We start from the raw sequence: 24,086 nt of genomic DNA on the forward strand, positions 1-24,086 counted from the left end.
CCGCACGCAAAGCTGGAGCGACGGGAAAAAATGCGTTCTCCACATCGGAGGCCAGAGTTGAGTGCGGTGGTGCACCGCAAGGGCTGCCAGCCGGCGTCAGTGAGGAAGAGCTAGGATTTCTGACCGTCCGAAGCAAGGACGGGCTTGTCGGTGCTACCGAGCACTGGCGGAAGTGCTGCTTTGACTGGCCGAAGAGATTCGTCAATTGCCCCGTGACGATGAGAGGCTGCTTCGGTGATTGAAGGGCATGCCCTTTCTGGTCTTTGCCGCGCCCACGCTGTCGGCTGTGGCGAAGTTACTGGGCTTTTGCGGCAAGTCACATGAGCTAACCCGGTAGGGCCTGGCCTGATCAGTCCCGAGGCGGTTGAGTGCGTCAGAGGTTGAGGCTGGAGAGCTCTTCGTTGAGCGGTCACTCCCCAATGGATGAGCGGAGAGCGGCTTGAGCGCCAGCTCGCAATTCATCCATTCCGCCTTCCTGTGGCGCCTTTCGAGAAAACTCTGAACAGATTGTCAGGACAGCAGCGCCTGCGCGAATTCCCGGGCGTTGAAGGTTTCCAGGTCCTCGACCTTTTCGCCCACGCCGATGAAGTACACGGGGATCGGCCGTTCCTGGGCAATGGCAGCCAGCACGCCGCCCTTGGCCGTGCCGTCGAGCTTGGTGACGATCAGGCCCGTGAGCTGCAGTGCATCGTCGAAGGCGCGCACCTGGGCCAGCGCGTTCTGGCCGGTGTTGCCGTCAATGACCAGCAGCACCTCGTGCGGTGCCGTGGCGTCGGCCTTGCTGACCACGCGGCGGATCTTGCGCAGCTCTTCCATCAGGTGCAGCTGGGTGGGCAGGCGGCCTGCCGTGTCCACCAGCACCACATCCTTCTTGCGCGCGCGGCCGGCGGTGACGGCGTCAAAGCTCACGGCCGCAGGATCGCCCCCTTCCTGGCTGACGATCTCCACCGTGTTGCGGTTGGCCCAGACGCCAAGCTGCTCGCGCGCGGCGGCTCGGAAGGTGTCGGCGGCGGCCAGCAGCACGCTCTGGCCTTCGTCGGCCAGGTGGCGGGTCAGCTTGCCGATGGAGGTGGTCTTGCCCGCGCCGTTGACGCCAGCCACCATGATCACGGTGGGCTGGTGCTCCCCGATGACCAGCGGCTTTTCCAGCGGGCGCAGCAGGTCGGCCAGGGCATCGGCCAGCAGCGCCTTGACGGCGGCGGGGTCGGTGGCCTTGGCCTCCTTGACGCGGCGGCGCAGGTCGGCGAGCAGGTGCTCGGTGGCCTTGACGCCGGTGTCGGCCATCAGCAGGGCGTCTTCCAGTTCCTCGTACAGCGCATCGTTGATCTGCGTGCCCGTGAAGACCGTGGCAATGCTGCTGCCGGTCTTGCGCAGGCCGGTCTTGAGGCGCTGCATCCAGTTCTGGCGGCTGGCACCTTCGGCCTCGGGCTTGGCCGTGGGCTCGGGCGCGGCAATGAAGTCCGCAGGCGCGATGGTGGACGCGGGTGCCGCAGCTGGGGCAGGCGGGGTCTCGGGGGGCGCGGCATCGCCCTTGCCGCCGCCAAAGGGCTTGCGCCACCAGGCACTGCCGGTGTCGGCGGCCGGCGCTGCTGGCGCGGCCGGTGGCAGGGCAGGGGGGCTGTCCTGCGGTGGGGTTGCGGGAATGCCGTCCTTTTCAGGCGCGGCGCTGCTGTCCGTCGGGGAAATCTCGGCGGCGGAGGGGGTGGGCTTTTTCTTGAAAAAACTGAACATCGGCAGGTTCTTAGAATCACAGCATTCTATGAAACATGCACTCACCCTCCTGGGCTTAATGGCCTGCATGGGCACCGGGGCTGCTTTGGCAGCCCCGGATGCATCCTCTTCCATCCCTTCATCGCTGCTGCAGACGGTGGCCAGCCAGGCCGCCGGCGGCACGCGCACCGCCACTTCGGCACAGCAATTCACCTTGAAGAACGGCATGCAGCTCATCGTGCAGCCCGACCGGCGCGCGCCTACGGCCGTGCACATGGTCTGGGTGCGCGTGGGCTCCGTGGACGAAGTCGATGGCACCTCGGGCGTGGCCCACGCGCTCGAACACATGATGTTCAAGGGATCGCGCAAGGTGGCTCCCGGCGAGTTCTCGCGCCGCGTGGCCGCGCTGGGCGGCCAGGAAAACGCCTTCACCAGCCGCGACTACACGGGCTACTACCAGCAGATTCCGTCCAGCCGCCTGGAAGACGTGATGAAGCTCGAATCCGACCGCTTCGCCAACAACCACTGGCCCGACAGCGAGTTCAAGAAAGAGATCGAGGTCATCAAGGAAGAGCGCCGCATGCGCACCGAGGACCAGCCGCGTGCCGTGCTCATGGAGCAGCTGATGGCGGCGACCTTCGTGGCCTCGCCCTACCACCGCCCCGTGATCGGCTGGATGAGCGACCTGGACGCGCTGACGCCCGGCGACGTGCGCGACTTTCATGGCCGCTGGTATGTGCCCGGCAATGCCACCATCGTCATTGCCGGCGATGTGGACGTGGCCAAGGTCCGCGCCTGGGCCGAGAAGTACTACGGCAGCATTCCCGCACGCGCCCTGCCGGTGCGCAAGCCGCGCACCGAGCCCGCGCAGATCGGCATCCGCCGCATCGAGGTCAAGCAGCCGGCCGAGCAGGCCCTGGTGGCCCTGGCCTTCCGCGCGCCCTCGCTGACGCGCGTCAGCGACCTGCAGGCCGATGACCGGGATGCGCTGGCGCTGCTGGTTCTGTCGGCCGTGCTGGACGGCTATGACGGCGCCCGCCTGGAGCGGGCCCTGGTCCAGGGCGAAGGCCGCGTGGCCGACGGCGCGGGCAGCTCCATGTCCCTCATGAGCCGCGGCCCCGGCCTGTTCATGCTGACGGGCGTGCCCGCCACGGGCAAGACCGCCGCCGAGGTCGAGGCGGCGTTGCGCGCCGAAGTGGCCAAGGTTGCCAAGGATGGCGTGGAGCCTGCCGAGCTGGAGCGCGTGAAGACGCAGTGGATGGCCTCCAATGTCTACGAGCGCGATTCGGTCATGGGCCAGGCCCAGAGCCTGGGCAATTACTGGATACAGGGCATGCCGCTGGATGCGGAAGACCAGCTGCTGACCCAGCTGCGCACCATCACGCCCGATGACGTCAAGCGTGTGGCTGCCAAGTACTTTGGCGATGACCAGCTCACGGTGGGCACCCTGGTGCCGCAACCGCTGCCCGAAGGCGGCAAGCCCCGTCGCCCCGATGCGGGTGCCGGCATCGGCGGACCCCTGCATTGATGCCCCCGAAGCACGCTGGAGTGAAGATGAAGAACATGAAAAAAATGGTGGCCAGCACGGTGCTGGCAGGCGTGGGCCTGGGCTTCGGTGCCACGTCCGCATGGGCCCTGCTGCCCATCCAGCACTGGACCCAGCCCAGCGGGGCGCAGGTCTGGCTGGTGGACAGCCCGGGCATTCCCATGGTCGATGTGCAGATGGACTTCGATGCCGGCAGCCGGCGCGATCCCGCCCGCCAGGTCGGCCTGGCCAGCGCCGTGGCGCTGATGGCCTCCAAGGGTGTGACCGCCCAGGGCGATGCGCCTGCGCTGGACGAGAACGGCCTGGGCCAGGCCTGGGCCGATCTGGGTGCCAGCTTTGGCGCGCAGGCGGGCCGCGACAGCTTCAGCTACGGGCTGCGCTCCCTGACCGAGCCTGCGCTGCTGCAGCGCGCCGTGGCGCTGGCGGCGCGCCAGATCGCCAACCCCAGCTGGCCGCAGGACGTGTGGCTGCGCGAGCGCGAGCGCTGGACCGCGGCCATCAAGGAATCGGACACGCGCCCCGGCACGGTGGCCGGCAAGGCCCTGAGCCAGGGCGTGTTCGGCACCCATCCCTACGGTGCGCGCGCCACGGGCGAGAGCCTCGCGCACATCGACCTGTCCGACATGCAGTCCTTCCACCGCCGCCTGATCGCGGCCTGCCGCGCCAAGGTCAGCATCGTCGGTGCCGTCAGCCGCGAGCAGGCCGATCAGCTGGTGCAGCAACTGCTGGCTCCGCTGCAGGCGGCGCAGGGCCAGGACGCCAGTGCCTGCGCGCCCCTGCCCGACGTGCCCAAGGTGCAGGCGCTCAAGGCGCCGGTCAACGAGAACATCCCCTTCGCCTCGGCCCAGGCGCAGGTGCTGATCGCCCAGCCCGGCATTGCACGCAACAGCCCGGACTTCATGGCCGTACTGGTGGGCAACCACATCCTGGGCGGCGGCGGCTTCACCTCGCGGCTGACCGAGGAAGTGCGCGAAAAGCGCGGCCTGAGCTACAGCGTCTACAGCGATTTCTCGCCGGGCCTGGACGCAGGCGCCTTCACGATCGCCCTGCAGACGCGCCCCGACCAGGCAGCCGAGGCCCTGAAGGTGTCGCAGGACACGCTGCGCCGCTTCGTGGCCGAAGGCCCGACCGAGAAGGAGCTCAAGGCCGCCAAGGACAATCTGATCGGCGGCTTTGCGCTGCGCATCGACAGCAACCGCAAGCTGCTGGGCAATGTGTCCAACATCGCCTGGAACGGCTTGCCGCTGGACTACCTGGAGCACTGGACCGAGCGCGTGCAGGCGCTCACCGTGCGTGATGTGCGCGAGGCCATGCAGCGCATGCTGCAGCCCGAGCGCATGGTGACCGTCGTCGTGGGAGGCAAACAATGAGCCGCAACAGCATCAAAATTCATACCCCTGCCGGCAAGCGCTGGCTGGAAAAGGCCACGGCCGAGGCCGCAGCACCCAAGGCAGCTGCCGCAGCGCCTGCTGCCGCCAAGGCGAAAGCCGGACGGCCGGCGCCGGTGGGCGCAGGCGAGGTCCGCATCATCGGTGGCCAATGGCGCCGCACGCGGCTGCCCGTGGCGCAGCACCCGGGCCTGCGGCCCACGCCGGATCGCGTGCGCGAGACCCTGTTCAACTGGCTGGGCCAGGACCTGACGGGCTGGCATTGCCTGGATGCCTTCGCGGGCACTGGCGCGCTGGGCTTCGAGGCCGCATCGCGTGGCGCGACCAATGTGCTGATGAACGAGCAGGACGCCACCCTGGTCCAGCAGTTGCAGCGCCTGCGCGAGCGCCTGGACGCCCAGTCCGTGCGCGTGCTGCGCGGCGATGGCATCGGCTGCCTGCGCCAGGTGGCGCCGGGCACGCTGGACCTGGTGCTGATCGATCCGCCCTTCGACCATGCCGATCTGTTCGAGCCTGCGCTGAAGGCCGCCGCGCAGGCGGTGTCCGCCACGGGCTATGTCTATCTGGAGGCGCCCCAGGCCTGGACCGAGGAGCAACTGGCCGAGGCCGGTGGCCTGCAGCTGTTCCGCCATCTGAAGGCGGGCGCCGTCCACGCCCACCTGTTGCGCAAGGCACCGCAGGACGAGTAAAGGGCGCTGCGGCGGCCGCGTTCCCTGGCAGGAGCGCGGCTGTCGCACAGCCGACCGGCCATGCTGCAGCGCAATGCATAATGCGCCATCCGTGCCGGACAGGGCACGCGCAGCCAATGAAAGCGACCGCCATGAGCCACGACGTGATTGCCGTCTATCCCGGAACTTTCGATCCGATCACGCTGGGTCATGAAGACGTGGTGCGCCGCGCGACCCAGCTGTTCAGCCACGTCATCGTCGCCGTGGCGGCGGGCCACCACAAGAAGACCATGTTCAATCTTGAGGAGCGCATGCAGATGGTGCGCGAGGCCGTGTCCATCTATCCCCATGTCCAGGTCGAGAGCTTTCATGGCCTGCTGCGCGACTTCGTGGTCGAGCGCGGCGGCAAGGCCATGGTGCGCGGCCTGCGTGCGGTCACCGACTTCGACTACGAGTTCCAGCTCGCCGGCATGAACCGCACGCTGATGCCCGAGGTGGAGACCGTCTTCCTCACGCCCAGCGACCGCTACCAGTTCATCAGCAGCACCTTCGTGCGCGAGATCGCCACGCTGGATGGCGAGATCGACAAGTTCGTCTCTCCCAGCGTGCGTACCCGCCTTCTGCAGAAGGTACAGGCCAATCGTGGATCGTGATCGCACGCCCTGATGCCCTGACCGCCTGGCTGTCCTGAGGCCCGGCAAGGGCGGCCAGGACCCTCTCGCAGTTCCTTCTTAGAAGGCAGCCTGCCGCGTGGCGCTCGCATTCACGGCGGCGTGCACGAATTCCAGCTTGCGCCTGGCCCCGGCCGAAAGGGCGAACGGATAGGCATCGCCATGGCCCAGGCTGCGGTTGAGGCTGTTGGTCAGCAGCGTCAGCGGCACCCACTGGTCCAGCATGGTGCCGAAGTCCGGCTGTGCATGGACCGCGAAAGGGTCCTGCACGCACAGCGCCGGCTGCGCGACCGAGCCTGTACTTGTCCCTGAGCCTCCAGGCATGGTGATGCAGGTGCCATAGCTGGCCGCAGTCTCCAGCAGATCCACCATGTGCAGGTAATGGGCCCAGCTTTCGGCCCAGTCTTCCCACGGGTGGGAGGTGGCATAGGCGCTGACGAAGTTGTCGCGCCACTGCTCATCCATCGGGTCGCGCGCATAGTAGTTCTGCAGGGCCTGGCCATAGTCCTGGCGCTCGTCGCCGAACAGGCGGCGGAATTCCTCGATACGGCCCGCGCCCACCACCAGCCTGTCCCAGAAGAAGTGGCCGGATTCATGGCGCAGATGGCCCACCAGCGTGCGGTAGGGCTCGTGCAGGGCCTGGCGGCGCCGGGCACGCTCGGCATCGTCGGCCTCCACCACGTTCAGCGTGATGGTGCCGTTGGCATGGCCGGTCATCACGGGCGCCTGCCCCGGCAGGTCGGCCAGCAGCTCGAAGCGCGGCCCATCCTCTCCAGGCCGTGGACCCAGGCCCAGGCGGGCCAGCGTGTAGAACAGCTGGCGCTTGGCGGCCTCGATCCGGGTCCAGCGCAGCGCATTGGACGGGTCTGACAGATCGGGCAGCCAGCGTGTCTGGCGGCAGGACTCGCACAGCGCATGGGGATCGTCTGCGGGCAGGGCGAAGTTGCACTGTCCCACGGGACCCCGGTGGCTGCACATCTTGTAGAGCCGGCCTGGCGGCTTGCCGCTCGTCAGCGAGGACAGGCTCTCCCACAGCACGCTGTCCCGCGTGCCGGAAACCGGGCGCAGGCAGGCCACATGCAGTCGCTCGGGCAGGAAGGCCAGGGTGGCGCCGCAGTGCACGCATTGAACGCTGTCGAAGAAGACCGGGTGGCCACAGGCATCGCAGTTGAAGACTCGCATGTCGGTCACTTTACGCCGTATGTCCGGCGCACGGTGGAAAGGGGTCGTACCTGCCGTCGGCTGCAATGGTCGGCAATCCTCGCGGCGGACCGTGCGGCAGTTGGAGCCCTGGATGAAAAAAGGCCGGAAGTCTCCGGCCTTGTACTTGGATCAGCCCCCGCAGGGGCCTGCATCAGGGACGAACCACGATGCTGTTGCGCACTTCACGCACGTTCTTGGTGGTGCGGGCGATCTCGGCGGCGCGGGCCTTTTCCGATTCGGACTTGGCAAAGCCCGACAGCTGCACCGTGCCGTTCAGGGTCTCGACGCTGATGGAAGTGGCCGAGACACTCTTGTCCTCTGCCATCTTGGCCTTCACGGCCGTGGTGATGCCGGCGTCATCCACATACGAACCCACGGACTGCTGGTCGCGGGCCACGGAGCAGGCGGTGGTACCGAGCACGGTGGCACCGGCGACGAGAGCGAAAGCGATGGCACGGGTGTACTTTTGCATGATCAGTTCTTTCCTGGACAAGAAGATTGAGAGTAACGGGACTCGAGGGAACTCAGGGGACTCGGCGGCAGCTCACTTGCGCGAGCGGGAACTCATGAAGAACGCGGTGGCCAGGGCAGCGCCCGTGGCTGCAGCCAGCAGGATGGAGCGGCCAGGCTGCTCGATGACGTAGCGCGTGGTGGCTTCCGTGGCCGATTGCAGCTGGCGGCGGGCGCGGTCGGAGCTGTCGGCGCAGAAGTTGATGCCGCGTGTGGCCAGTTCCTGGGCACGTGCTGCGAGGTCATCAATGACGGGGTTCAGTTCACGCTCGATGGACTGGACACCTTCCTCGGCCTTGTCCAGCGCATTCGCTGCAGTGCGGCGTGTGGTGTTGACGGCTTCCTTGGCGGCATCCGCGACATCCTGGGCAACGTCCTTGGCGGTATCGGCGGCTTTGTTCACGGCTTTCTCGGCTTGGCTCATTGGTTCTATCTCCTCAAAACTGGCATGAATGCGAAAGGCGGTCGGGCTGCCGGGCTGGCTGCCCGCGGTAAGCGGGCTTGGGCTGGCAGGGGGCTGAAGGCGGCGCCGCCGCTACTTCTTGATCAGGCTCATCACAAAGGTGACGACAGCCATGATCACGAAAATATAGAACAGGATCTTGGCGATGCCTACAGCACCTGCCGCAATACCACCAAAACCGAATATGGCGGCTACCAGGGCGATGACGAAGAACACGATGGCGTAGTGCAGCATGTAAAACTCCTTGGGTTGTTCGTTTCCAAGAAACGGCACGGGGCGGATGGGCCAAGTGCTGTTTGCATGGGTTCGACTGTACTGAGCCGCCAAAGGTGTATCTGACGGTGGCCGGCGTGGCATGGCGTCAGGGTTAGGCGGGGGGGTGATGTAGGAATGCTCCGGCTGCACAGGGCTTGTAGCCGCCGCTGGCTGCGGCCATTCGGGGGCGCGCATGGAAAATGGCCCCCACGCTACCCTTGCTGCGCAAGGTCCGCTGCCCCCCGAGGGGGCTGCTTTTCATCTTGGGGCGGCCCGGCGATGAAAAAAGCCCCTGGCGCGTGGGCGCGCAGGGGCTTTTGCATGGCGGGTGCTGCCGCTTCAGGCGGTGGCGACCGTACCGGCGCTTTTGTCCGTGGAAATGGGCGCCAGCGGGATGACGGCGGAGATCGCCGTGCCCTTGCCCAGTTCGGACGAGACGGTCAGGCGGCCGCCTGCGGCCTCCACGCGGTGGCGCATGCCGGCCAGCCCGTGGGAGTTGGGGCGCATGGCCGAGGTCTCGAAGCCTTCGCCGTCGTCCTGGATCTGCACCGTCACATAGGTCGGATAGTTGTGCACGGAGACCAGGACATGGCTGGCCTTGGCATATTTGCCGATGTTGGTCAGCGACTCCTGGACGATGCGGTAGACCGTGAGTTGGGTGGATTCCGGCAGCTCCACCTGCTCCAGGTTGGCCGTGACTTCGATGCCGCTGCGCTCGCCGAACTCGCGCGCCAGGATTTCCAGCGCCGTCGTCAGGCCCAGGTTGGACAGGGAGGAGGGGCGCAGGTCCTCGATGATGCGGCGCTTGAGGGCGATGCCGCTGTTGAGCGTCTCCACCAGATGGCTGACGCGTTCGCCCACGTCCGGCGCGCTGAGGTCGATCTTGGATTTGAGGCGCGCCACGTCGAGCTTGGCCGCCGTCAGCAGCGAGCCCAGCTCGTCGTGCAGTTCGCGCGCCAGGTGTCCGCGCTCGTCCTCGCGCACCTGCTGCAAGTGGTTGGCCAGCTCCGTCAGCGTGGCCGTGCGCTCGCGCACCAGTGCTTCGAGGCGGTTGCGCTCGTCGCGCTGGATCTCCTGCTCGCGCTGGTGGGCCTGCTGCAGCGCGTGGGCCTGGCGCAGGTACATGAAGAAGCCCAGCACGCCCAGGGCCGTGACCGTGGCGATGCCTATGCGTGACAGCGACAGCGTGTGCTCGATGTCCTGCAGGTTCTTGGCCGAGCGCTGGTCTATGCCTGACAGCAGCTTGCCCGTGTAGTCGCGGATGGCGTCCATGTTCTCCATGCCCACGTCGGTGAACATGACGAAGCGCCAGGCCTCCTCGTTGCCCTGGCGGTACAGGCGCAGGCTGAGTTCCATCTCGCTCATCTTGCGTTCGACCTGGCGCGCCAGCGGCGTGAAGATCGCCAGCTCCTGCGGGTCGTAGATGAAGATCTGGCGCAGCTCGTCCATGTTGTAGTTGATGGCCGTGATCGCCTTGCTGTAGGGCTCCAGGTAGCGCTCCTCGCCCGTGAGTAGGTAGCCGCGCAGGCCGGTCTCCGCATCCAGCATCAGCCGCAGCAGCTGGCTGATCTCCGAGCGGGTGTTCTGGGTCTGGGTCATGGCCTCCAGCGCCTTGGTGGAGCGCTTGTAGCTGGCCTCGTTAATGCTCACCAGCAGCACGGCCGCGACGATGGCGAATGCCAGGCTGATCGCAATTCTTCGGAAATTTATCCAACGCATAAGCATCCTCTCACCTACAAGATCTTCGCCGATATTCTGCATAATTCGTGTTATCGGCTGCCGGGGCAGTTCCTGCGCCGGCCGTTACCATATATTGTTTGCACGACCAGCGATCCCGCTGGTCCCCCGAAAAAGAGGTATTCATGATCAGAATTGGCATTGTGGACGACCATGCAATTGTGCGCTCGGGCCTGCGTCAGTTTCTCTCGGAACACGTGGACCTGCGTGTAGTCGGTGAGGCCGCCAATGGCCGCGAGGCCATCGATCTGGTGCGTGCCCACGAGATCGACGTGCTGTTGATGGACCTGTCCATGCCGGGCCAAAGCGGTATCGACGCGCTGGCCATGCTGCGCGCCAAGGCGCCGGACATGGGCATCCTGATCCTGAGCGGCTATCCCGAGGAGCACTACGCGATCAACCTGATCCGCCAAGGCGCCAGCGGCTACCTGAACAAGGAATGCGATCCCCAGGAGATTGCCGAAGCGATCCGCACCGTGGCCCTGGGCCGCCGCTACCTGACGCCCGCCGTGGCCGACCTGCTTGCCCAGCAGCTCAACCGCAAGGATGACGCGCCAGCCCATGAACAGCTGTCCGAGCGTGAGTTCCAGGTCTTCCTCAAGCTCGCGCGTGGCGAAACCGCAGGTGATATTGCAAAGTCGCTTTCACTGAGCGTAAAGACGGTCAGCACCTATCGCACGCGACTCATGGAGAAAATGGGATTGTCTTCCAACAGCGATCTGACGTATTACGCACTGAAGAACAGGCTGATCGATTGATTTTCAGTCAATAGAAAATACGGGCTGCACGATTATCAAGTCGTGCAGCCTTTTTCTTTGGTGAAAAATCAAATGCAGTGCTTTGGGTTCAGGCTGTTTTGAGTTGGTTGAGTGACGCCGCATCGATATTCATGCAATAGTCCATGAGTGCGTCGATTTCATTGGACTTGTCGAAGACTGCATCCACGCCGAGCTGGGCACAGCGGCTGCGGATGTCTGGTGTGGCGTAGTTGCTGAGCACCACGATCTTCTGGTGCGGCTGGCGCTCGCGGCAGGCGGTGAGCACACCCAGGCCGCTGCCCTGGCGCAGGAACAGGTCGACGATGGCGAGATCCCATGCGTCGGGGTTCTGCTGAAGCCAGTCCGTCCCCGCGCTCTCCGTCTCCGCGATGCCCACGGCCTCGACATCGGCCAGTTCTTCGAGCGTGGCGATCAGGTTCTCGCGGATCGTAGGGTTGTCTTCAACAAGATAGGTGCGCAATTTCACGGCTGTATCCAATAGGGACGCGGATGGCAATCGGAGTCCGGTGGAGCCCGGCCTCCATTGTCCTGCGCGACAGCGGGCGATTGTGCCAGTGAGGGATCGGCGTGGAGGTCAGCCGATTCCTACGCCTTGTTACCGCAAACGGGACATTCCGGTACACGAGTGGTTTGCATGCTACTCCAATCCAGGCTGCGGCTGTCGAACATGGTCAGGCGGTTTGTTGCAGGCGTGCCAAATCCCGCGATCAGCTTGAGGGCTTCCGCCGCCTGCAGCGTGCCCATGACGCCCACCACGGGCGCGAAGACGCCCATGGTCGAGCACTGCACTTCCTCGAACTGCGCATCGGGCGGGAACACGCAGGCATAGCAGGCGCAGTTCTCGTCGCGCGGGTCCATGACCATGAGCTGGCCGTCCAGCCGGATGGCCGCCCCCGCCACCAGGGGCACCTTGTGCCGCACGCAGGCCGCGTTGATCATGTGGCGCGTGCGGTAGTTGTCCGTGCAGTCCAGCACCAGGCTGGCCTGCGGCACGAGCTCGTCGAGCAGCGCGTCGTCGGCGCGCTGCTGGCGGCAGTCGATGCGGATGCCGGGGTTGATGGCGTGCACGGCCGTGCGTATGGATTCCACCTTGGGCTGGCCCACGCGATCCGTGGTGTGGGCGATCTGGCGCTGCAGGTTGGTCATGTCCACCGCATCGTCGTCCACCAGGGTGATGCGGCCTATGCCGGCCGAGCCCAGGTACAGCGCGGCGGGCGCGCCCAGGCCGCCTGCGCCGATGATGAGCACATGCGCCGCCAGGATGCGCTCCTGGCCTTCGATGCCGATTTCGTCGAGAAGGATGTGGCGCGAGTAGCGCAGCAGTTGATCGTCGTTCATTCGCGTCTCCAGACGTGAAAAAGCCGGGCGCAAGGCCCGGCTTGGTGCAGGCGCGGACCCGGTCCGCGCCGCGCTGTCAGTTTTCCTTCTTCTCGGGCTCGCGCTCGGTCAGGGTCTTGCTGACCATGACGGGCTGGCCCTTGAGGCGGTTGAGAGCCTGCTGCAGCTGGAAGTCCTTTTCGGTGCCGAACTCGGGCAGGCGGCGCTCGGCCGGCGGCTTCTTGGCTTCCTCTTCCAGGCGCTTGCGGGCTTCCTCGCGGGCCTTCTCGCGCACCTCGTCCTTGACCTCGGCACCCTGTCCGCTGGACAGGTGCTTTTCCAGGTCGGCCTCACGCATGCGCAGGGCGGCGAACAGGTCACCTTCGGGCGTCTCATCCACCATCACGTCGGGCACGATGCCCTTGGCCTGGATGGACTTGCCGCTGGGCGTGTAGTAGCGCGCCGTGGTCAGCTTCAGGCCCGTATCGGGGCCCAGGGGGCGCACGGTCTGCACGGAGCCCTTGCCGAAGGTCTGGCTGCCCATGATGATGGCGCGCTTGTGGTCCTGCAGTGCGCCGGCCACGATCTCGCTGGCCGAGGCCGAGCCTTCGTTGACCAGGACCACCAGCGGCAGCTTCTTGAGCGAGGCGGGCAGGCGCTGCAGCGGGTCTCCCATGCCGCGGCGGGCATAGAAGCTGGGCGATGCCTTGTAGGTTTCCTTGCTCTCGGCCAGTTGGCCGTTGGTGGAGACCACGGTCACATCCGGCGGCAGGAAGGCTGCCGAGATGGCGACGGCAGCGTCCAGCAGGCCGCCCGGGTCGTTGCGCAGGTCCAGCACCAGGCCCTTCATGTTGGGGTCCTGCTTGTACAGTTCCTCGACCTTGCGCACGAAGTCGTCCACCGTGCGTTCCTGGAACTGGCTCAGGCGGATCCAGCCGTAGCCTGGCTCGATCACCTTGCCCTTGACGGACTGCGTCTTGATTTCCTCGCGCGTGATGGTCACGGGGAAGCTGCGGCTTTCATCCTTGCGCAGGATGGTCAGCTGCACCTTGGTGTTGGGCTCGCCGCGCATGCGCTTGACGGCGTCGTTGAGCGACAGGCCCTTGACGGCCGTGTCGTCGATCTTGGTGATCAGGTCGCCTGTCTTGAGGCCGGCGCGGAAGGCGGGGGAGCCTTCGATGGGCGAGACGACCTTGATCAGGCCGTCTTCCTGCGTGATCTCGATGCCCACGCCGACGAAGCGGCCCGAGGTGCCCTCGCGGAATTCCTTGTAGGACTTCTTGTCGAAGTACTGCGAATGCGGATCGAGGCTGGACACCATGCCGGAGATGGCATCGGTGATCAACTTCTTGTCATCGACCGACTCGACATAGTCGGTCTTGATCAGGCCGAAGACGGCGGACAGCTGCTGGATTTCCTCCAGCGGCAGCGGGGTCATGGCACCGCGGGCCACGGTCTGCAAGGAAACCGTGGTCAGTGCTCCGGCGATTACGCCTACGGAAACCCAGCCGGCAATTTTGATTTTCTGGCCCATATCACCCCTTTAACCGCGTCAATATACACCCGCTTGGAAAGGCAAGCGCCCGCGTGGTTCCCTAAAAACGGCGCAGCAAGCGCAATTTCCGCAGCAGGCGCTCACCTCAAGCGGGCCCGGCTCAGGCCTTGCCCTGTGCGGCCACGGCGGCTGCAGCCTTGGCGGCAGCTTCTGCATCGCCCAGGTAATAGTGGCGAATGGGCTTGAGATTGGCATCCAGCTCATAGACCAGCGGAATGCCATTGGGCACGTTGACGCCGACGATGGCGTCATCCGAGATGCCGTCCAGGTATTTGATCAGCGCGCGGATGGAGTTGCCGTGGGCCGCGACCACGACGCGCTTGCCGGACAGGATGGCGGGCGCGATGGACTCGTTCCAGAACGGCAGTACGCGGGCCACCGTGTCCTTCAGGCATTCGGTCAGCGGCACCTGGCTGGGGTCCAGCTGTGCGTAGCGCACGTCGCTGCGCTCGCTGCGCGGGTCTTGCGGCTCCAGGGCCGGCGGGGGCGTGTCGTAGCTGCGGCGCCACACCAGCACCTGGGCGTCTCCGTACTGCTTGGCCATGTCCGCCTTGTTCAGGCCCTGCAGGCCGCCGTAGTGGCGCTCGTTCAGGCGCCAGCTGTGCTGCACGGGCAGCCAGGTGCGGTCCATTTCGTCCAGCGTGTGCCACAGCGTGCGCGTGGCGCGCTTGAGCACGCTGGTGTAGGCCAGGTCGAAGTCATAGCCCTCGGCCTTGAGCAGGCGGCCGGCGTTCTTGGCCTGTTCGACGCCGGTGGCGGTCAGGTCCACATCGGTCCAGCCGGTGAAGCGGTTTTCGAGGTTCCAGGTGGATTCACCGTGGCGGATCAGCACGAGCTTGTACATGGCGGCTTTCTAAGTCTCTCGATGCGACAAAGCTGGGCTGTCGCGGGGGCAAAAGCCAGCATTCTAGAATTGACAGGTTTGCCAACCCAAGGAATGACGTGAAATTCATCATCGATAACTGGTATTTGATCCTGATCGCGCTGGCTTCCGGCGTGATGCTGCTGCTGCCCCTGGTGCGCGGCGCAGGCGGCGGCTCGCTGACGGCGGCGCAGGCCGTGCAACTGATCAACCGCCAAAAGGCCGTGGTCATCGATGTCTGCGAGCCCGAAGAGTACGCGGCCGCCCATGCCAACGGCGCCAAGAATGTGCCGCTGAGTCAGTTCGAGGAAAAGCTGCCCACCACCGTGAAGAACAAGGCGCTGCCGCTGGTGCTGATCTGCACCAAGGGCAACCGCGCCTCCCGTGCCGAAGGCATTGCGAAGAAGCTGGGCTACGAAAAGGCCCAGGCCCTGGCCGGTGGCCTGAAGGCCTGGCGCGATGCCGGCATGCCGGTTGAAAAGGCCTGAGGCGCCCCCATCTGACGGCGATGGAAGCCGCTGCTCCGCGCCCCGGGCGCCAGCCGGCGGCACGCCGCAAACTCGAAGAAAGACGCACATGCAAGCCGTGAAGATGTACACCACCGCTGTCTGCCCCTATTGCATCCGGGCCAAGCAGATCCTCAAGTCCAAGGGCGTGGAGCAGATCGAAGAGATCCGCATCGACACCGATCCGGCCGCGCGCGACGTGATGATGCAGAGCACGGGCCGCCGCACGGTGCCCCAGATCTTCATCGGCGACCACCATGTGGGCGGCTGCGACGACCTGATGGCGCTGGACGCCGACGGCGGTCTGGTGCCTCTGCTGCAAAGCTGAAACACGGGCACTGCATAATGCTGGCCCAGGTGCCCGCTGCGCAAGCTCTTGGCAGCGGGCATTTTGTTGGTGATTTTTTTGATGCCCTGGTCACCGCACCAGGGTTTTTTGCCCAGAAAGACTGATTCCATGGCCGAACAGGACACTCCCGTCTTCCAGATCCAGCGCGTCTACCTCAAGGACCTGTCGCTGGAGCAGCCCAATTCGCCCGCCATCCTGCTGGAGCAGGAGCAGCCCAGTGTGGACATCCAGCTTGGCGTCGAGGCGACTCCCGTGGCCGAAGGCATCTACGAAGTGGCCGTGACCGCCACCGTGCAGACCAAGATCCAGGACAAGACCGTTTTCCTGGTCGAGGCCAAGCAGGCCGGCATCTTCGAGATCCGCAACGTGCCCGAAGACCAGATGGGTGGCGTGATCGGCATTGCCTGCCCCCAGATCATCTATCCCTACCTGCGCGGCAACGTGGCTGACGTGGTCACGCGCGCCGGCTTCCCGCCCGTGCACCTGGCCGAGATCAACTTCCAGGCCATGTACGAGCAGCAGCAGGCAGCCGCCCAGGCGGACGGCAACTCGCTGCCGCAGTAAGCCGGTCCATTCCCGGACGATGTGATTTGCGCCCAGGCGCGTCGCATCGCTGTGGTACAAGAAAAGAGGCCCGAGGGCCTCTTTTTTTCATCAACGTCGCTTCTTCAACGTCGAGCAGATATGAACATTGTGGTGATTGGCGCAGGCGCCTGGGGCACGGCGCTGGCGATGAGCGCGGCCTCGCGCGGTGACGGGCATGTCGTGACCCTTTGGGCGCGCGACGCCGCCCAGGCGCAGGCCATGCACGGCAGCGGCGAGAACGCACGCTACCTGCCGGGCGTGGCGCTGCCTGCCGCGCTGCAGGTGGTGCATGGCGAGATCGACGGCCATCTGGCGGCCGCCGACCTGATCGTGATCGGCACGCCCATGGCTGCCCTGCGCGAATGGCTGGGCCGGCTGCAGCATGTGCCCGCACCCGTGGCCTGGCTGTGCAAGGGCTTCGAGGCCGTGCCCGCAGGCGCTTCGGCCGCGGCCCATGGACTGATGGCCCACGAGGTCTGCGCCGAGGTGGCGCCCGATCTGCTGTGCGGCGTGCTCAGCGGCCCCAGCTTTGCGGCCGAGGTGGCACGCCACCAGCCCACGGCCCTGGTGGCGGCCAGCCGCCATGCCCAGGTCAATGACGCCCTGGTGGCCGCCTTCCACGGCGGCGCCATGCGCGTCTATGCCAATGCCGACATCGTGGGCGTGGAGGTGGGCGGCGCCGTGAAGAACGTGCTGGCCATTGCCACCGGCCTGTGCGACGGCCTGCAGCTGGGCCTGAACGCCCGCGCCGCACTGATCACGCGCGGCCTGGCCGAGATGACGCGTTTGGGCCTGGCCCTGGGCGCGCGCACCGAGACCTTCATGGGCCTGTCCGGCCTGGGCGATCTGGTGCTGACGGCCACGGGCGACCTGTCGCGCAACCGCAAGGTGGGCCTGCTGCTGGCCCAGGGCCGCACGCTTGAGCAGGCCGTGGCCTCGCTGGGCCATGTGGCCGAGGGCGTGTACAGCGCACGCACCGTGCTGGCGCGCGCGCGGCTGCTGAATGTGGAGATGCCCATCACCGAAACCGTGGTCGAGCTGCTGGATGGCCGGCTGCAGGCGGCCGAGGCCGTGCAGCACCTGATGGCGCGCGATCCGCGCGGCGAGTGATTCTTCGGTGTCCATGAAAAATGGCCCACACGCTTCCCTTGCTGCGCAAGGTCCACTGCTCCCCGAGGGGGCCGCTTTTCATCTTGGGGCGGCCCGGCGATGAAAAAGCCCCGGAGCTGGAAGGCCCCGGGGCTTTTTTGCGTCAGAAATCCTGGCGCCTGGCGCGCTACATGTCCAGTTACAGGCCCAGCTCCAGACCCAGCAGGTCCTCCACCGTCTGGCGGCGGCGGATGCGGCGGGCGCTGTCGCCATCGACCAGCACCTCGGCGGCCAGCGGGCGCGTGTTGTAGTTGCTGGACATGGAGCTGCCATAGGCGCCCGTGTCATGGATGACCAGCAGGTCGCCCACCGAGGCGCCTGCCAGCGCGCGCGGCAGCACCACGCCGCCGTCGCCCTGGGTGAAAACGTCGCCCGATTCGCACAGCGGGCCGGCGACCACGGCATCGCGCAGGGGCATGGCCTGGCCGTCGCGGCGCAGCACTTCCATGCCGTGCCAGCTGCCGTACATGGAGGGGCGCATCAGCTCGTTGAAGCCCGTGTCGACCAGCACGAAATGGTTGCTGCCCGCGTTCTTGGTGGCGCGCACCTGGCCCAGCAGCACGCCCGACTCGGCCACCAGGAAGCGGCCGGGTTCGATCTCCAGGCCCAGCGCATGGCCCACGATGGCCTCGGCGTCCTTGCGTGCCGCATCCCACAGGCCGTGGTAGTGGGCGGTGTCGATGGTGGCGTCCCCCTCGCGGTAGGGAATGGACAGGCCGCCGCCGGCCGAGATGGCCTGCAGGTCATGGCCGGCCTGGCGGGTGGCGCGCACCAGCTCGACCATGGCGCCGCAGACCTGCTGCAGGTGGCCGTAGTCCACGCCCGAGCCGATGTGCATGTGCAGGCCGGCCAGCTTCAGGCCGCCGTCGCGGATGGCCTGCAGCGCCGCCAGCAGGTCGCTGTGCCAGATGCCGTGCTTGCTGTGCTCGCCGCCCGTGTTGGTCTTGTTGCTGTGGCCGTGGCCGAAGCCGGGGTTGATGCGCAGCCACACGGGATGGCCGGGCGAGGCCTGGGCCAGCTGATGCAGCATGTCGATGGAGCCGGCGTTCACGGGCACCTTGTGCTCGGCCACGCAGGCCAGCGTGGCCTCGTCCATCACGTCGGCGGTGAACACGATGTCGCTGTGCAGGTCGTCGCCATGGCCGGCTGCGTAGCCGGCGGCCAGGGCGCGCAGGATTTCGCCGCGCGATACCGCATCCACCTTCACGCCCTGCTCGCGCATCAGCCGCAGGATGTGGATGTTGGAGCAGGCCTTCTGTGCAAAGCGGATGGTGTCGAAGGCCTTGAGCTGGGCGATGCGCGCGCGGATGGTGGCGGCGTCATAGACCCACAGCGGCGTGCCGTGCTGGTCGGCCAGGGCCCAGAGCTGGGCGGGCGAGAAGGGATTGGACATGGTGTCTCTTTCAGGGGAACTGCCGCGCATGATGGCGGATGGGAGTCATTCAGTCCAATGCTTGTTCTTATGGTGTCTATTTGATTTGGATATGCTTTGGCCATGCAAGACCCCGCGCTGCCGCACACGTCCCCTGAGCCCCGCATCTCCCACCGCCACCTGGAGGTGTTTCGCGCGCTCATGCTCAGCGGCAGCGCCACGGCGGCGGCGCAGATGCTGTTCAGCTCCCAGCCCACCGTCAGCCGCGAATTGGCGCGGATGGAGAGCCTGCTGGGCTATGCCCTGTTCGAGCGTGCCCAGGGCCGGCTGCGGCCCACGGCACGCGCCCTCTCGCTGTGGGCCGAGGTGCAGCGCAGCTGGCAGGGGCTGGACCGCGTGGTCGAGCATGCGCTGGCCCTGGCGCGGCCGCACCAGGCGCGCATCAACGTGCTGTGCCTGCCCGCCCTCAGCCATGCGCTGCTGCCCGCAGCGCTGGCGCGCCTGCATGCGGAGCACGGCCCCGTGGCCGTCAGCGTGGCCACGCAGGAGGCGCCGCTGCTGCAGGAGTGGATGGCCGCCCAGCGCTACGACCTGGGCCTGGCCGAACTGGCCGAGGCGCCTCCGGGCACGCGTGCCCTTGCGCTGCCCGCCATGGACGAGGTGGCCGTGCTGCCCGCAGGCCATGCGCTGGCCGCAAGGCCGGTGCTGGAGGTGGCTGACTTTGCCGGGGAAAGCTTTGTCAGCCTGGCGCGCGACGATCCCTATCGCCAGCAGATCGATGCCGTGTTCGAGCAGGCCGGCGTGCAGCGCCAGCTGCACCTGGAGACCCACAGCGCCGTGGCGGTCTGCGCCATGGTCCAGCATGGCCTGGGCGTGGCCATCGTCAATCCGCTGACGGCGCGTGCCTGCGCGGGGCCGCAGCTGGTGGTGCGGCCGCTGGCGTTTTCCATTCCCTTCCAGGTCCATGCGCTGCTGCCGCTGCACCGGCCAGCCGTGGCCGAGGTGCAGTGGCTGGTGGACGCGCTCGCCGCCGAGGTGGCCGCGGTCGGCTGAAGGCGGCAGTGCCTAGGCCGAAGGGGTGCGCACCATGTCGGCAGGAACGATGGCCTGGGCGCTGCGCTCCAGGCGCTGGCGCAGCCACCGGTGGGCGCTGTCCTCATGGCTGCGCGCATGCCAGACCAGCTCCACGGGGAAGGACGGAAAGACGAACGGCAGCGGGCTGATGGCCAGGCCGAACAGCGGCGCATAGTGGCGTGCCACGATGGCCGGCACCGTGGTCAGCAACGGTGCGCGTGCCACGGTGGCGAACAGCGTGAGGAAGTTGGATGCCGCGAGCACCGGGTTGATGGCCACACCTGCCGCCTCCAGCGCATCTTCCAGATAGCCGTACAGGCTGTCCTTGGCCGAGATCATGGCGTGGCGGCCGGCCTGGTACTGCGCCAGGCTCAGCGGCGCGGCAAACGGCAGCAGGGCCGGGTGGTAGCAGCAGACCACACCCAGGTCGAACAGCATCTGCCGGCGGTGCCAGCCGCTGCCGCCGGGCAGGTAGCCGATGGCCAGGTCGATCTGCTCGGCATCCAGCGCGTCGAAGGCCCGCTCGCGGCTGGTGGGGCTGAGCAGCAGCTTCACGCGCGGGGCGGACACGGCCAGGTCGGCAAACAGCTCGGAGACCAGCAGCGATTCGGACTGGATGGAGATGCCGATGCGGAAGGTGTGTTCATCGGTGGCCGGATCGAAGCTGCGGCGCGACAGCAGCAGCCTCTGCGAGGCCTCCAACAGCTCGCGCACCGGGGCGTGCAGTTCGCGGGCCATCAGCGTGGGCTCCATGTGGTAGCCCACGCGCACGAACAGTTCATCGTCCATCAGCAGGCGCAGCGTGGACAGCGCATGGCTCATGGCCGGTTGCTTGATGCGCAGGCAGGCGGCGGCGCGCGTCACGCTGCGCTCCTGCATCAGCGCGTCGAAAGCCAGCAGCAGGTTCAGGTCGAAGGAGCGCAGATTGAAATGATCGATGCGAGACATCATTCATATCGATTTGTTGAATCAAGACCCGAAACCTACACTGAATTTCAATTTCACGCGGCCAGTCAGGCACAGGGCGACCCGGTCCGGAAAGACGCCATTCAAGAGCCATACGAGGAAACATGATCGTGATACACCCCCGCCTCATCCTGCCGGCCCTGGGCTGCGCGCTGGCCACCGCCGCAGGCGCGCAGGAGCCGCGCTTTCCCATGCAGCCCATACAGATCATCGTCGGCTTCACGCCGGGCGGCTCGGCCGACACCACGGCCCGCCTGGTCGGCGACGGGCTGGGGCGCGAACTGGGCCAGGCCGTCATCGTGGTGAACAAGCCGGGGGCCGGCACCAACATCGCGGCGCAGTTCGTCGCCAAGGCGCCTGCCGATGGCCATACGCTGCTGTTCGGCGGGACCTCGCTGGTCTACAGCCCGGGCTTGCTGTACCCCTCGATGAAGGCCAATCTGGCCAGGGACTTCGCGCCCGTGGGCGGCCTGGTCAAGGTGCCCAACATCCTGGTCGTTCGGCAGGATTCGCCGCTGCGCGATGTCCGCCAGCTCGTGGCGCAGGCCAAGTCCCGGCCCGGCGGGGTCAACTACGGGTCCACGGGCGCCGGCGTGAGCCCGCAGATCGCTATGGAGATGCTCAGTGCCCGCGCAGGCATGCGCATGACCCATGTGCCGTACAAGGGCACGGCCCCCATGCTCACGGGCATCCTGGCCGGGGATGTGGATGTGGCCTTCGATATCGCCTCGTCCTCGGGCCCCATGATCCAGGCCGGCAAGATGCGCGGCCTGGCCGTTTCGGGGGCCACGCGGCTCAAGAACCTGCCCCAGATCCCGACGATCGCCGAATCCGGCTACCCGGGCTTCGACGTCACTTCCTGGTACGGACTGGTCGCGCCCCAGGGAACGCCCGAGGCCGTCATCCACAAACTCAACGCTGCCCTGCAAAAAGTGCTGGCACAGCCGGACATCCAGACCACGCTGGCGGCTACCGGCAACGAAGTCATGCCGGGAACGCCAGCCGATTTCCAGGCCTTCCTGGCGGCCGAGCACCGCAAATGGAACGATGCCGTCAGGCAGCTGGACCTGCGCCCCGAGTGAGCCCAAACATGAACCAGACCGCAAGACACCAGAAACTGGCCGAACTGGCCGGGGATATGCCCGAGATCCGGGCCATCCGCCACCGCATCCACAGCCATCCCGAGATCGCATTCGAGGAGCGCAGCACGGCTGCGCTGGTCGCCGAAAAGCTGGCCGAATGGGGCTTCGAGGTGGCCACCGGCGTGGGTACCACGGGCGTGGTCGGCACGCTGAGCGCGGGCACGGGCGGCCGCCGCATCGGCCTGCGCGCCGACATGGACGCCCTGGCCATGCAGGAAAAGACCGGCCTGCCCTATGCCAGCCGCATCGAGGGCAAGATGCACGCCTGCGGCCACGATGGCCACACCGCCATGCTGCTGGGCGCTGCCCGGTACCTGGCCAGGACGCGCAATTTCTCGGGCACGCTGCACCTGTACTTCCAGCCGGCCGAGGAGCGCGGCCATGACAGCGGGGCCGAGCGCATGATCGCCGACGGTCTGTTCGAGCGCTTTCCCTGCGATGCCGTGTTCGGCATGCACAACCATCCGGGCGCGGAGCTGGGGCACTTCATGATGCGCAAGGGTGCCTTTCAGCCAGCGACGGACAAGATCGCCATCCGCGTCATCGGCAAGGGCGGGCATGTGGCGCGCCCCCATCTCACGGTGGACCCGTCGGTGGTCTCGGCCAGCATCGTGATGGCGCTGCAAAGCATCGTCTCGCGCAATGTCGATCCCATGCAGACGGCGGTGCTGTCCGTGTGCTCGCTGCAATCGGGGGGCTTCTACGGCGTCATTCCCGACGAGGCGCGCATCGAGCTGAGCGTGCGCTGCTTCGATCCCGGCGTGAGGGTGCAGCTGCGCGAGCGCATCGAGGCCATTGCCCAGGGGCAGGCGCAAAGCTATGGCGCCAGCGTGCAGATCGAGCACCAGCAGGGCTATCCGGTGCTGGTGAACACCGGGCGCGAGGTCGATTTCGCCGTGGAGGTCGCGCGCGAGCTGGTGGGGCCGCAGCGCGTGGACCCGGACTTCGGCCCGATCACGCCGGGCGAGGATTTCGCCTTCATGCTGGAGCGCCGGCCAGGCTGCTACCTGCGCCTGGGCAATGGCCTGTTCAGCGAGCACTGCCACCCCGTACACCACCCGCGCTACGACTTCAACGACGACAACCTGCTGACCGGTGCCGCGTACTGGAGCCTGCTGGTGGAGCGCTATCTGGTGGACTGAGGCCGGGGTTCGGCGGCGGGCTCGGGGGCCAGGCACGGGCCCGGGCCCCACTCCATCCAGTCGTCGCCAAAGATCTCCACCGGGTGCTGTGTGCGGTCCGATCCGTTGCCGCAGGCCAGCTCGTCGCGGGCGCAGTAGCGGTCACAACCCCAGCAGGTGCGCTCGGGATGGGCGGGGTGGATGGGGAATTTCTTGGCCATGGCATCCAGCTTGGACCGCCATGGCCGCCAGGGTTTTGCGCTGGATCAGAACTCCAGGTTGTCGATCAGGCGCGTCTTGCCCAGGCGCGCGGCGCCCAGGGCCACTAGTGGTGCACCGGCCAGTTGCGCGCCCTCGGCGGGGGGCTGCAGGTCACGGCGCAGGCGCACGGTCAGGTAGTCGGGCTCCCAGCCCTGGGCGGCCAGGGATTGCATGGCCCAGGCTTCCAGTTCGGCCAGCGGCGCCTGGCCCGCACGTGCGGCATCGGCCAGTTGCTTGAGCGCCAGCGACAGCGCCATGGCCTGCTGCCGCTCGTCGTCGCTCAGGTAGCCGTTGCGCGAACTCAGCGCCAGGCCGTCGTCGGCGCGCGCAGTGTCTCCGGCCACGATGTTCACGGGCAGGGCGAACTGCTCGACCATGCGGCGGATCACCATCAACTGCTGGTAGTCCTTTTTGCCGAACACGGCCGTTCCGCCGCCGCTGGCGAAGAATACGGCCGAGAACAGCTTCATCACCACGGTGCACACGCCCGTGAAGAAGCCGGGGCGGAAATGGCCTTCGAGGATGTCGGCCAACTGCGCGTCGGGCTGGATCTTGAAGGTCTGCGGCTCGGGGTAGAGATCGGCTTCGCGCGGGGCGAACAGCAGGTCGCAGCCTTCGGCCTCCAGCTTGGCGCAGTCTGCCTCCCAGGTGCGCGGATAGCTGTCGAAATCCTCGTGCGGCAGGAACTGCAGGCGGTTCACGAAGATGCTGGCCACGGCAATGTCGCCGTGCTGGCGCGCGGCGCGCACCAGGGACAGGTGGCCGTCGTGCAGATTGCCCATGGTGGGCACGAAGGCGGGGCGGCCCTTGCTCGACAGGATGGCTCGCAGGTCGGCGATGGAGTGGACGATTTGCATGGGAAAACGGGGGAACGGGAAGCGGGAAGCGGAAAAACGG

26 protein-coding genes are annotated in these 24,086 nt (G+C 66.7%); 12 read left to right on the forward strand and 14 right to left on the reverse strand.

The features are described from left to right. Nucleotides 1–510 precede the first annotated feature (510 nt). The gene (gene ftsY / locus INR38_RS07245) at nt 511–1,731 is read right to left on the reverse strand and encodes a signal recognition particle-docking protein FtsY (RefSeq protein WP_207442794.1); all 1,221 of its coding nucleotides are present in this window, start codon (nt 1,729–1,731) and stop codon (nt 511–513) included. A 28-nt stretch (nt 1,732–1,759) separates the two neighbouring features. Between ftsY and INR38_RS07250 the strand changes: the two genes are divergently transcribed. The 4 genes from INR38_RS07250 to coaD all read left to right on the forward strand — a co-directional run bounded on the left by INR38_RS07250 (nt 1,760) and on the right by coaD (nt 5,965). Then, nucleotides 1,760–3,238, forward strand: a complete 1,479-nt coding sequence (locus tag INR38_RS07250) for a pitrilysin family protein (protein ID WP_202758630.1) — start codon at nt 1,760–1,762, stop codon at nt 3,236–3,238. Nucleotides 3,239–3,264: 26 nt separating this feature from the next. Next, complete coding sequence (locus INR38_RS07255; protein WP_207442793.1) at nt 3,265–4,626, forward strand: pitrilysin family protein; 1,362 nt, start codon at nt 3,265–3,267, stop codon at nt 4,624–4,626. After that, entirely contained in the window at nt 4,623–5,333 is a 711-nt protein-coding gene (gene rsmD, locus INR38_RS07260; RefSeq protein WP_012203729.1) for a 16S rRNA (guanine(966)-N(2))-methyltransferase RsmD, read from the forward strand. The genes INR38_RS07255 and rsmD overlap by 4 nt, the downstream gene beginning before the upstream one ends. A gap of 131 nt (nt 5,334–5,464) precedes the next feature. Beyond that, on the forward strand, nt 5,465–5,965 hold the full coding sequence (gene coaD, locus INR38_RS07265; protein ID WP_013803934.1) for a pantetheine-phosphate adenylyltransferase: 501 nt from the start codon (nt 5,465–5,467) through the stop codon (nt 5,963–5,965). 78 nt (nt 5,966–6,043) lie between these two features. Here the strand turns inward: coaD and INR38_RS07270 are convergent, their stop codons facing one another. The 5 genes from INR38_RS07270 to INR38_RS07290 form a co-directional block, all read right to left on the reverse strand. After that, nucleotides 6,044–7,165, reverse strand: coding sequence for a putative zinc-binding peptidase (locus tag INR38_RS07270; RefSeq protein WP_065346171.1), 1,122 nt, complete (start codon nt 7,163–7,165; stop codon nt 6,044–6,046). A 172-nt stretch (nt 7,166–7,337) separates the two neighbouring features. Continuing rightward, on the reverse strand, nt 7,338–7,658 hold the full coding sequence (locus tag INR38_RS07275; protein ID WP_013803932.1) for a BON domain-containing protein: 321 nt from the start codon (nt 7,656–7,658) through the stop codon (nt 7,338–7,340). Between the two features lie 72 nt (nt 7,659–7,730). Continuing rightward, nucleotides 7,731–8,120 carry a hypothetical protein gene (locus INR38_RS07280; protein WP_013803931.1) on the reverse strand — a complete coding sequence of 130 codons (390 nt, stop codon included), beginning with the start codon at nt 8,118–8,120 and terminating at the stop codon, nt 7,731–7,733. 111 nt (nt 8,121–8,231) lie between these two features. After that, a complete protein-coding gene (locus INR38_RS07285) occupies nt 8,232–8,393 on the reverse strand; it encodes a DUF1328 domain-containing protein (protein WP_013803930.1) in 162 nt (53 codons plus the stop codon). Nucleotides 8,394–8,753: 360 nt separating this feature from the next. Continuing rightward, entirely contained in the window at nt 8,754–10,133 is a 1,380-nt protein-coding gene (locus INR38_RS07290; protein WP_013803929.1) for a CHASE3 domain-containing protein, read from the reverse strand. 143 nt (nt 10,134–10,276) lie between these two features. Between INR38_RS07290 and INR38_RS07295 the strand changes: the two genes are divergently transcribed. Next, on the forward strand, nt 10,277–10,909 hold the full coding sequence (locus INR38_RS07295; protein ID WP_012203736.1) for a response regulator transcription factor: 633 nt from the start codon (nt 10,277–10,279) through the stop codon (nt 10,907–10,909). Between the two features lie 88 nt (nt 10,910–10,997). Here INR38_RS07295 and INR38_RS07300 read toward each other — a convergent pair whose 3' ends face one another. The 4 genes from INR38_RS07300 to gpmA form a co-directional block, all read right to left on the reverse strand. Continuing rightward, nucleotides 10,998–11,396 carry a response regulator gene (locus INR38_RS07300; protein ID WP_013803928.1) on the reverse strand — a complete coding sequence of 133 codons (399 nt, stop codon included), beginning with the start codon at nt 11,394–11,396 and terminating at the stop codon, nt 10,998–11,000. Nucleotides 11,397–11,515: 119 nt separating this feature from the next. Then, nucleotides 11,516–12,268, reverse strand: a complete 753-nt coding sequence (locus INR38_RS07305; protein WP_012203738.1) for a HesA/MoeB/ThiF family protein — start codon at nt 12,266–12,268, stop codon at nt 11,516–11,518. Between the two features lie 76 nt (nt 12,269–12,344). Then, nucleotides 12,345–13,781: a S41 family peptidase gene (locus tag INR38_RS07310; RefSeq protein WP_013803927.1), complete on the reverse strand. Its 1,437-nt coding sequence runs from the start codon at nt 13,779–13,781 to the stop codon at nt 12,345–12,347. 121 nt (nt 13,782–13,902) lie between these two features. Next, on the reverse strand, nt 13,903–14,646 hold the full coding sequence (gpmA, locus tag INR38_RS07315) for a 2,3-diphosphoglycerate-dependent phosphoglycerate mutase (RefSeq protein ID WP_012203740.1): 744 nt from the start codon (nt 14,644–14,646) through the stop codon (nt 13,903–13,905). A 98-nt stretch (nt 14,647–14,744) separates the two neighbouring features. Between gpmA and INR38_RS07320 the strand changes: the two genes are divergently transcribed. The 4 genes from INR38_RS07320 (at nt 14,745) to INR38_RS07335 (ending at nt 17,214) form a co-directional block, all read left to right on the forward strand. Continuing rightward, a complete protein-coding gene (locus INR38_RS07320) occupies nt 14,745–15,152 on the forward strand; it encodes a rhodanese-like domain-containing protein (RefSeq protein WP_013803926.1) in 408 nt (135 codons plus the stop codon). Nucleotides 15,153–15,240: 88 nt separating this feature from the next. Then, a complete protein-coding gene (gene grxC / locus INR38_RS07325) occupies nt 15,241–15,498 on the forward strand; it encodes a glutaredoxin 3 (RefSeq protein WP_034390758.1) in 258 nt (85 codons plus the stop codon). A 129-nt stretch (nt 15,499–15,627) separates the two neighbouring features. Further along, complete coding sequence (gene secB, locus INR38_RS07330) at nt 15,628–16,083, forward strand: protein-export chaperone SecB (RefSeq protein ID WP_013803924.1); 456 nt, start codon at nt 15,628–15,630, stop codon at nt 16,081–16,083. 120 nt (nt 16,084–16,203) lie between these two features. After that, complete coding sequence (locus INR38_RS07335; protein WP_207442792.1) at nt 16,204–17,214, forward strand: NAD(P)H-dependent glycerol-3-phosphate dehydrogenase; 1,011 nt, start codon at nt 16,204–16,206, stop codon at nt 17,212–17,214. Between the two features lie 178 nt (nt 17,215–17,392). Here the strand turns inward: INR38_RS07335 and lysA are convergent, their stop codons facing one another. Next, nucleotides 17,393–18,646, reverse strand: a complete 1,254-nt coding sequence (lysA, locus tag INR38_RS07340; RefSeq protein WP_207442791.1) for a diaminopimelate decarboxylase — start codon at nt 18,644–18,646, stop codon at nt 17,393–17,395. A 102-nt stretch (nt 18,647–18,748) separates the two neighbouring features. Here lysA and INR38_RS07345 point away from each other — a divergent pair, with 102 nt between their 5' ends. Further along, the gene (locus INR38_RS07345) at nt 18,749–19,678 is read left to right on the forward strand and encodes a LysR family transcriptional regulator (protein WP_043824598.1); all 930 of its coding nucleotides are present in this window, start codon (nt 18,749–18,751) and stop codon (nt 19,676–19,678) included. A 12-nt stretch (nt 19,679–19,690) separates the two neighbouring features. Here the strand turns inward: INR38_RS07345 and INR38_RS07350 are convergent, their stop codons facing one another. Continuing rightward, the gene (locus INR38_RS07350; protein ID WP_123693086.1) at nt 19,691–20,647 is read right to left on the reverse strand and encodes a LysR family transcriptional regulator; all 957 of its coding nucleotides are present in this window, start codon (nt 20,645–20,647) and stop codon (nt 19,691–19,693) included. Between the two features lie 122 nt (nt 20,648–20,769). On the opposite strand from INR38_RS07350, the gene INR38_RS07355 reads away from it, so the two are divergent. Together INR38_RS07355 and INR38_RS07360 are read left to right on the forward strand one after the other, a co-directional pair. Further along, nucleotides 20,770–21,747: a tripartite tricarboxylate transporter substrate binding protein gene (locus INR38_RS07355; RefSeq protein ID WP_230590716.1), complete on the forward strand. Its 978-nt coding sequence runs from the start codon at nt 20,770–20,772 to the stop codon at nt 21,745–21,747. A gap of 8 nt (nt 21,748–21,755) precedes the next feature. Next, complete coding sequence (locus INR38_RS07360) at nt 21,756–22,949, forward strand: M20 aminoacylase family protein (RefSeq protein WP_199960139.1); 1,194 nt, start codon at nt 21,756–21,758, stop codon at nt 22,947–22,949. Here the strand turns inward: INR38_RS07360 and INR38_RS07365 are convergent. Next, nucleotides 22,934–23,149, reverse strand: coding sequence for a DUF3079 domain-containing protein (locus tag INR38_RS07365; protein ID WP_034390767.1), 216 nt, complete (start codon nt 23,147–23,149; stop codon nt 22,934–22,936). The two genes, INR38_RS07360 and INR38_RS07365, sit on opposite strands and share 16 nt — an antisense overlap. Before the next feature lie 45 nt (nt 23,150–23,194). Further along, a complete protein-coding gene (gene panC, locus INR38_RS07370; RefSeq protein ID WP_012203748.1) occupies nt 23,195–24,046 on the reverse strand; it encodes a pantoate--beta-alanine ligase in 852 nt (283 codons plus the stop codon). Nucleotides 24,047–24,086: the final 40 nt, after the last annotated feature.

It is taken from the genome of Delftia sp. SD018 (assembly GCF_017355445.1).
Classification (GTDB): Bacteria; Pseudomonadota; Gammaproteobacteria; order Burkholderiales; family Burkholderiaceae_C; genus Comamonas; species Comamonas acidovorans.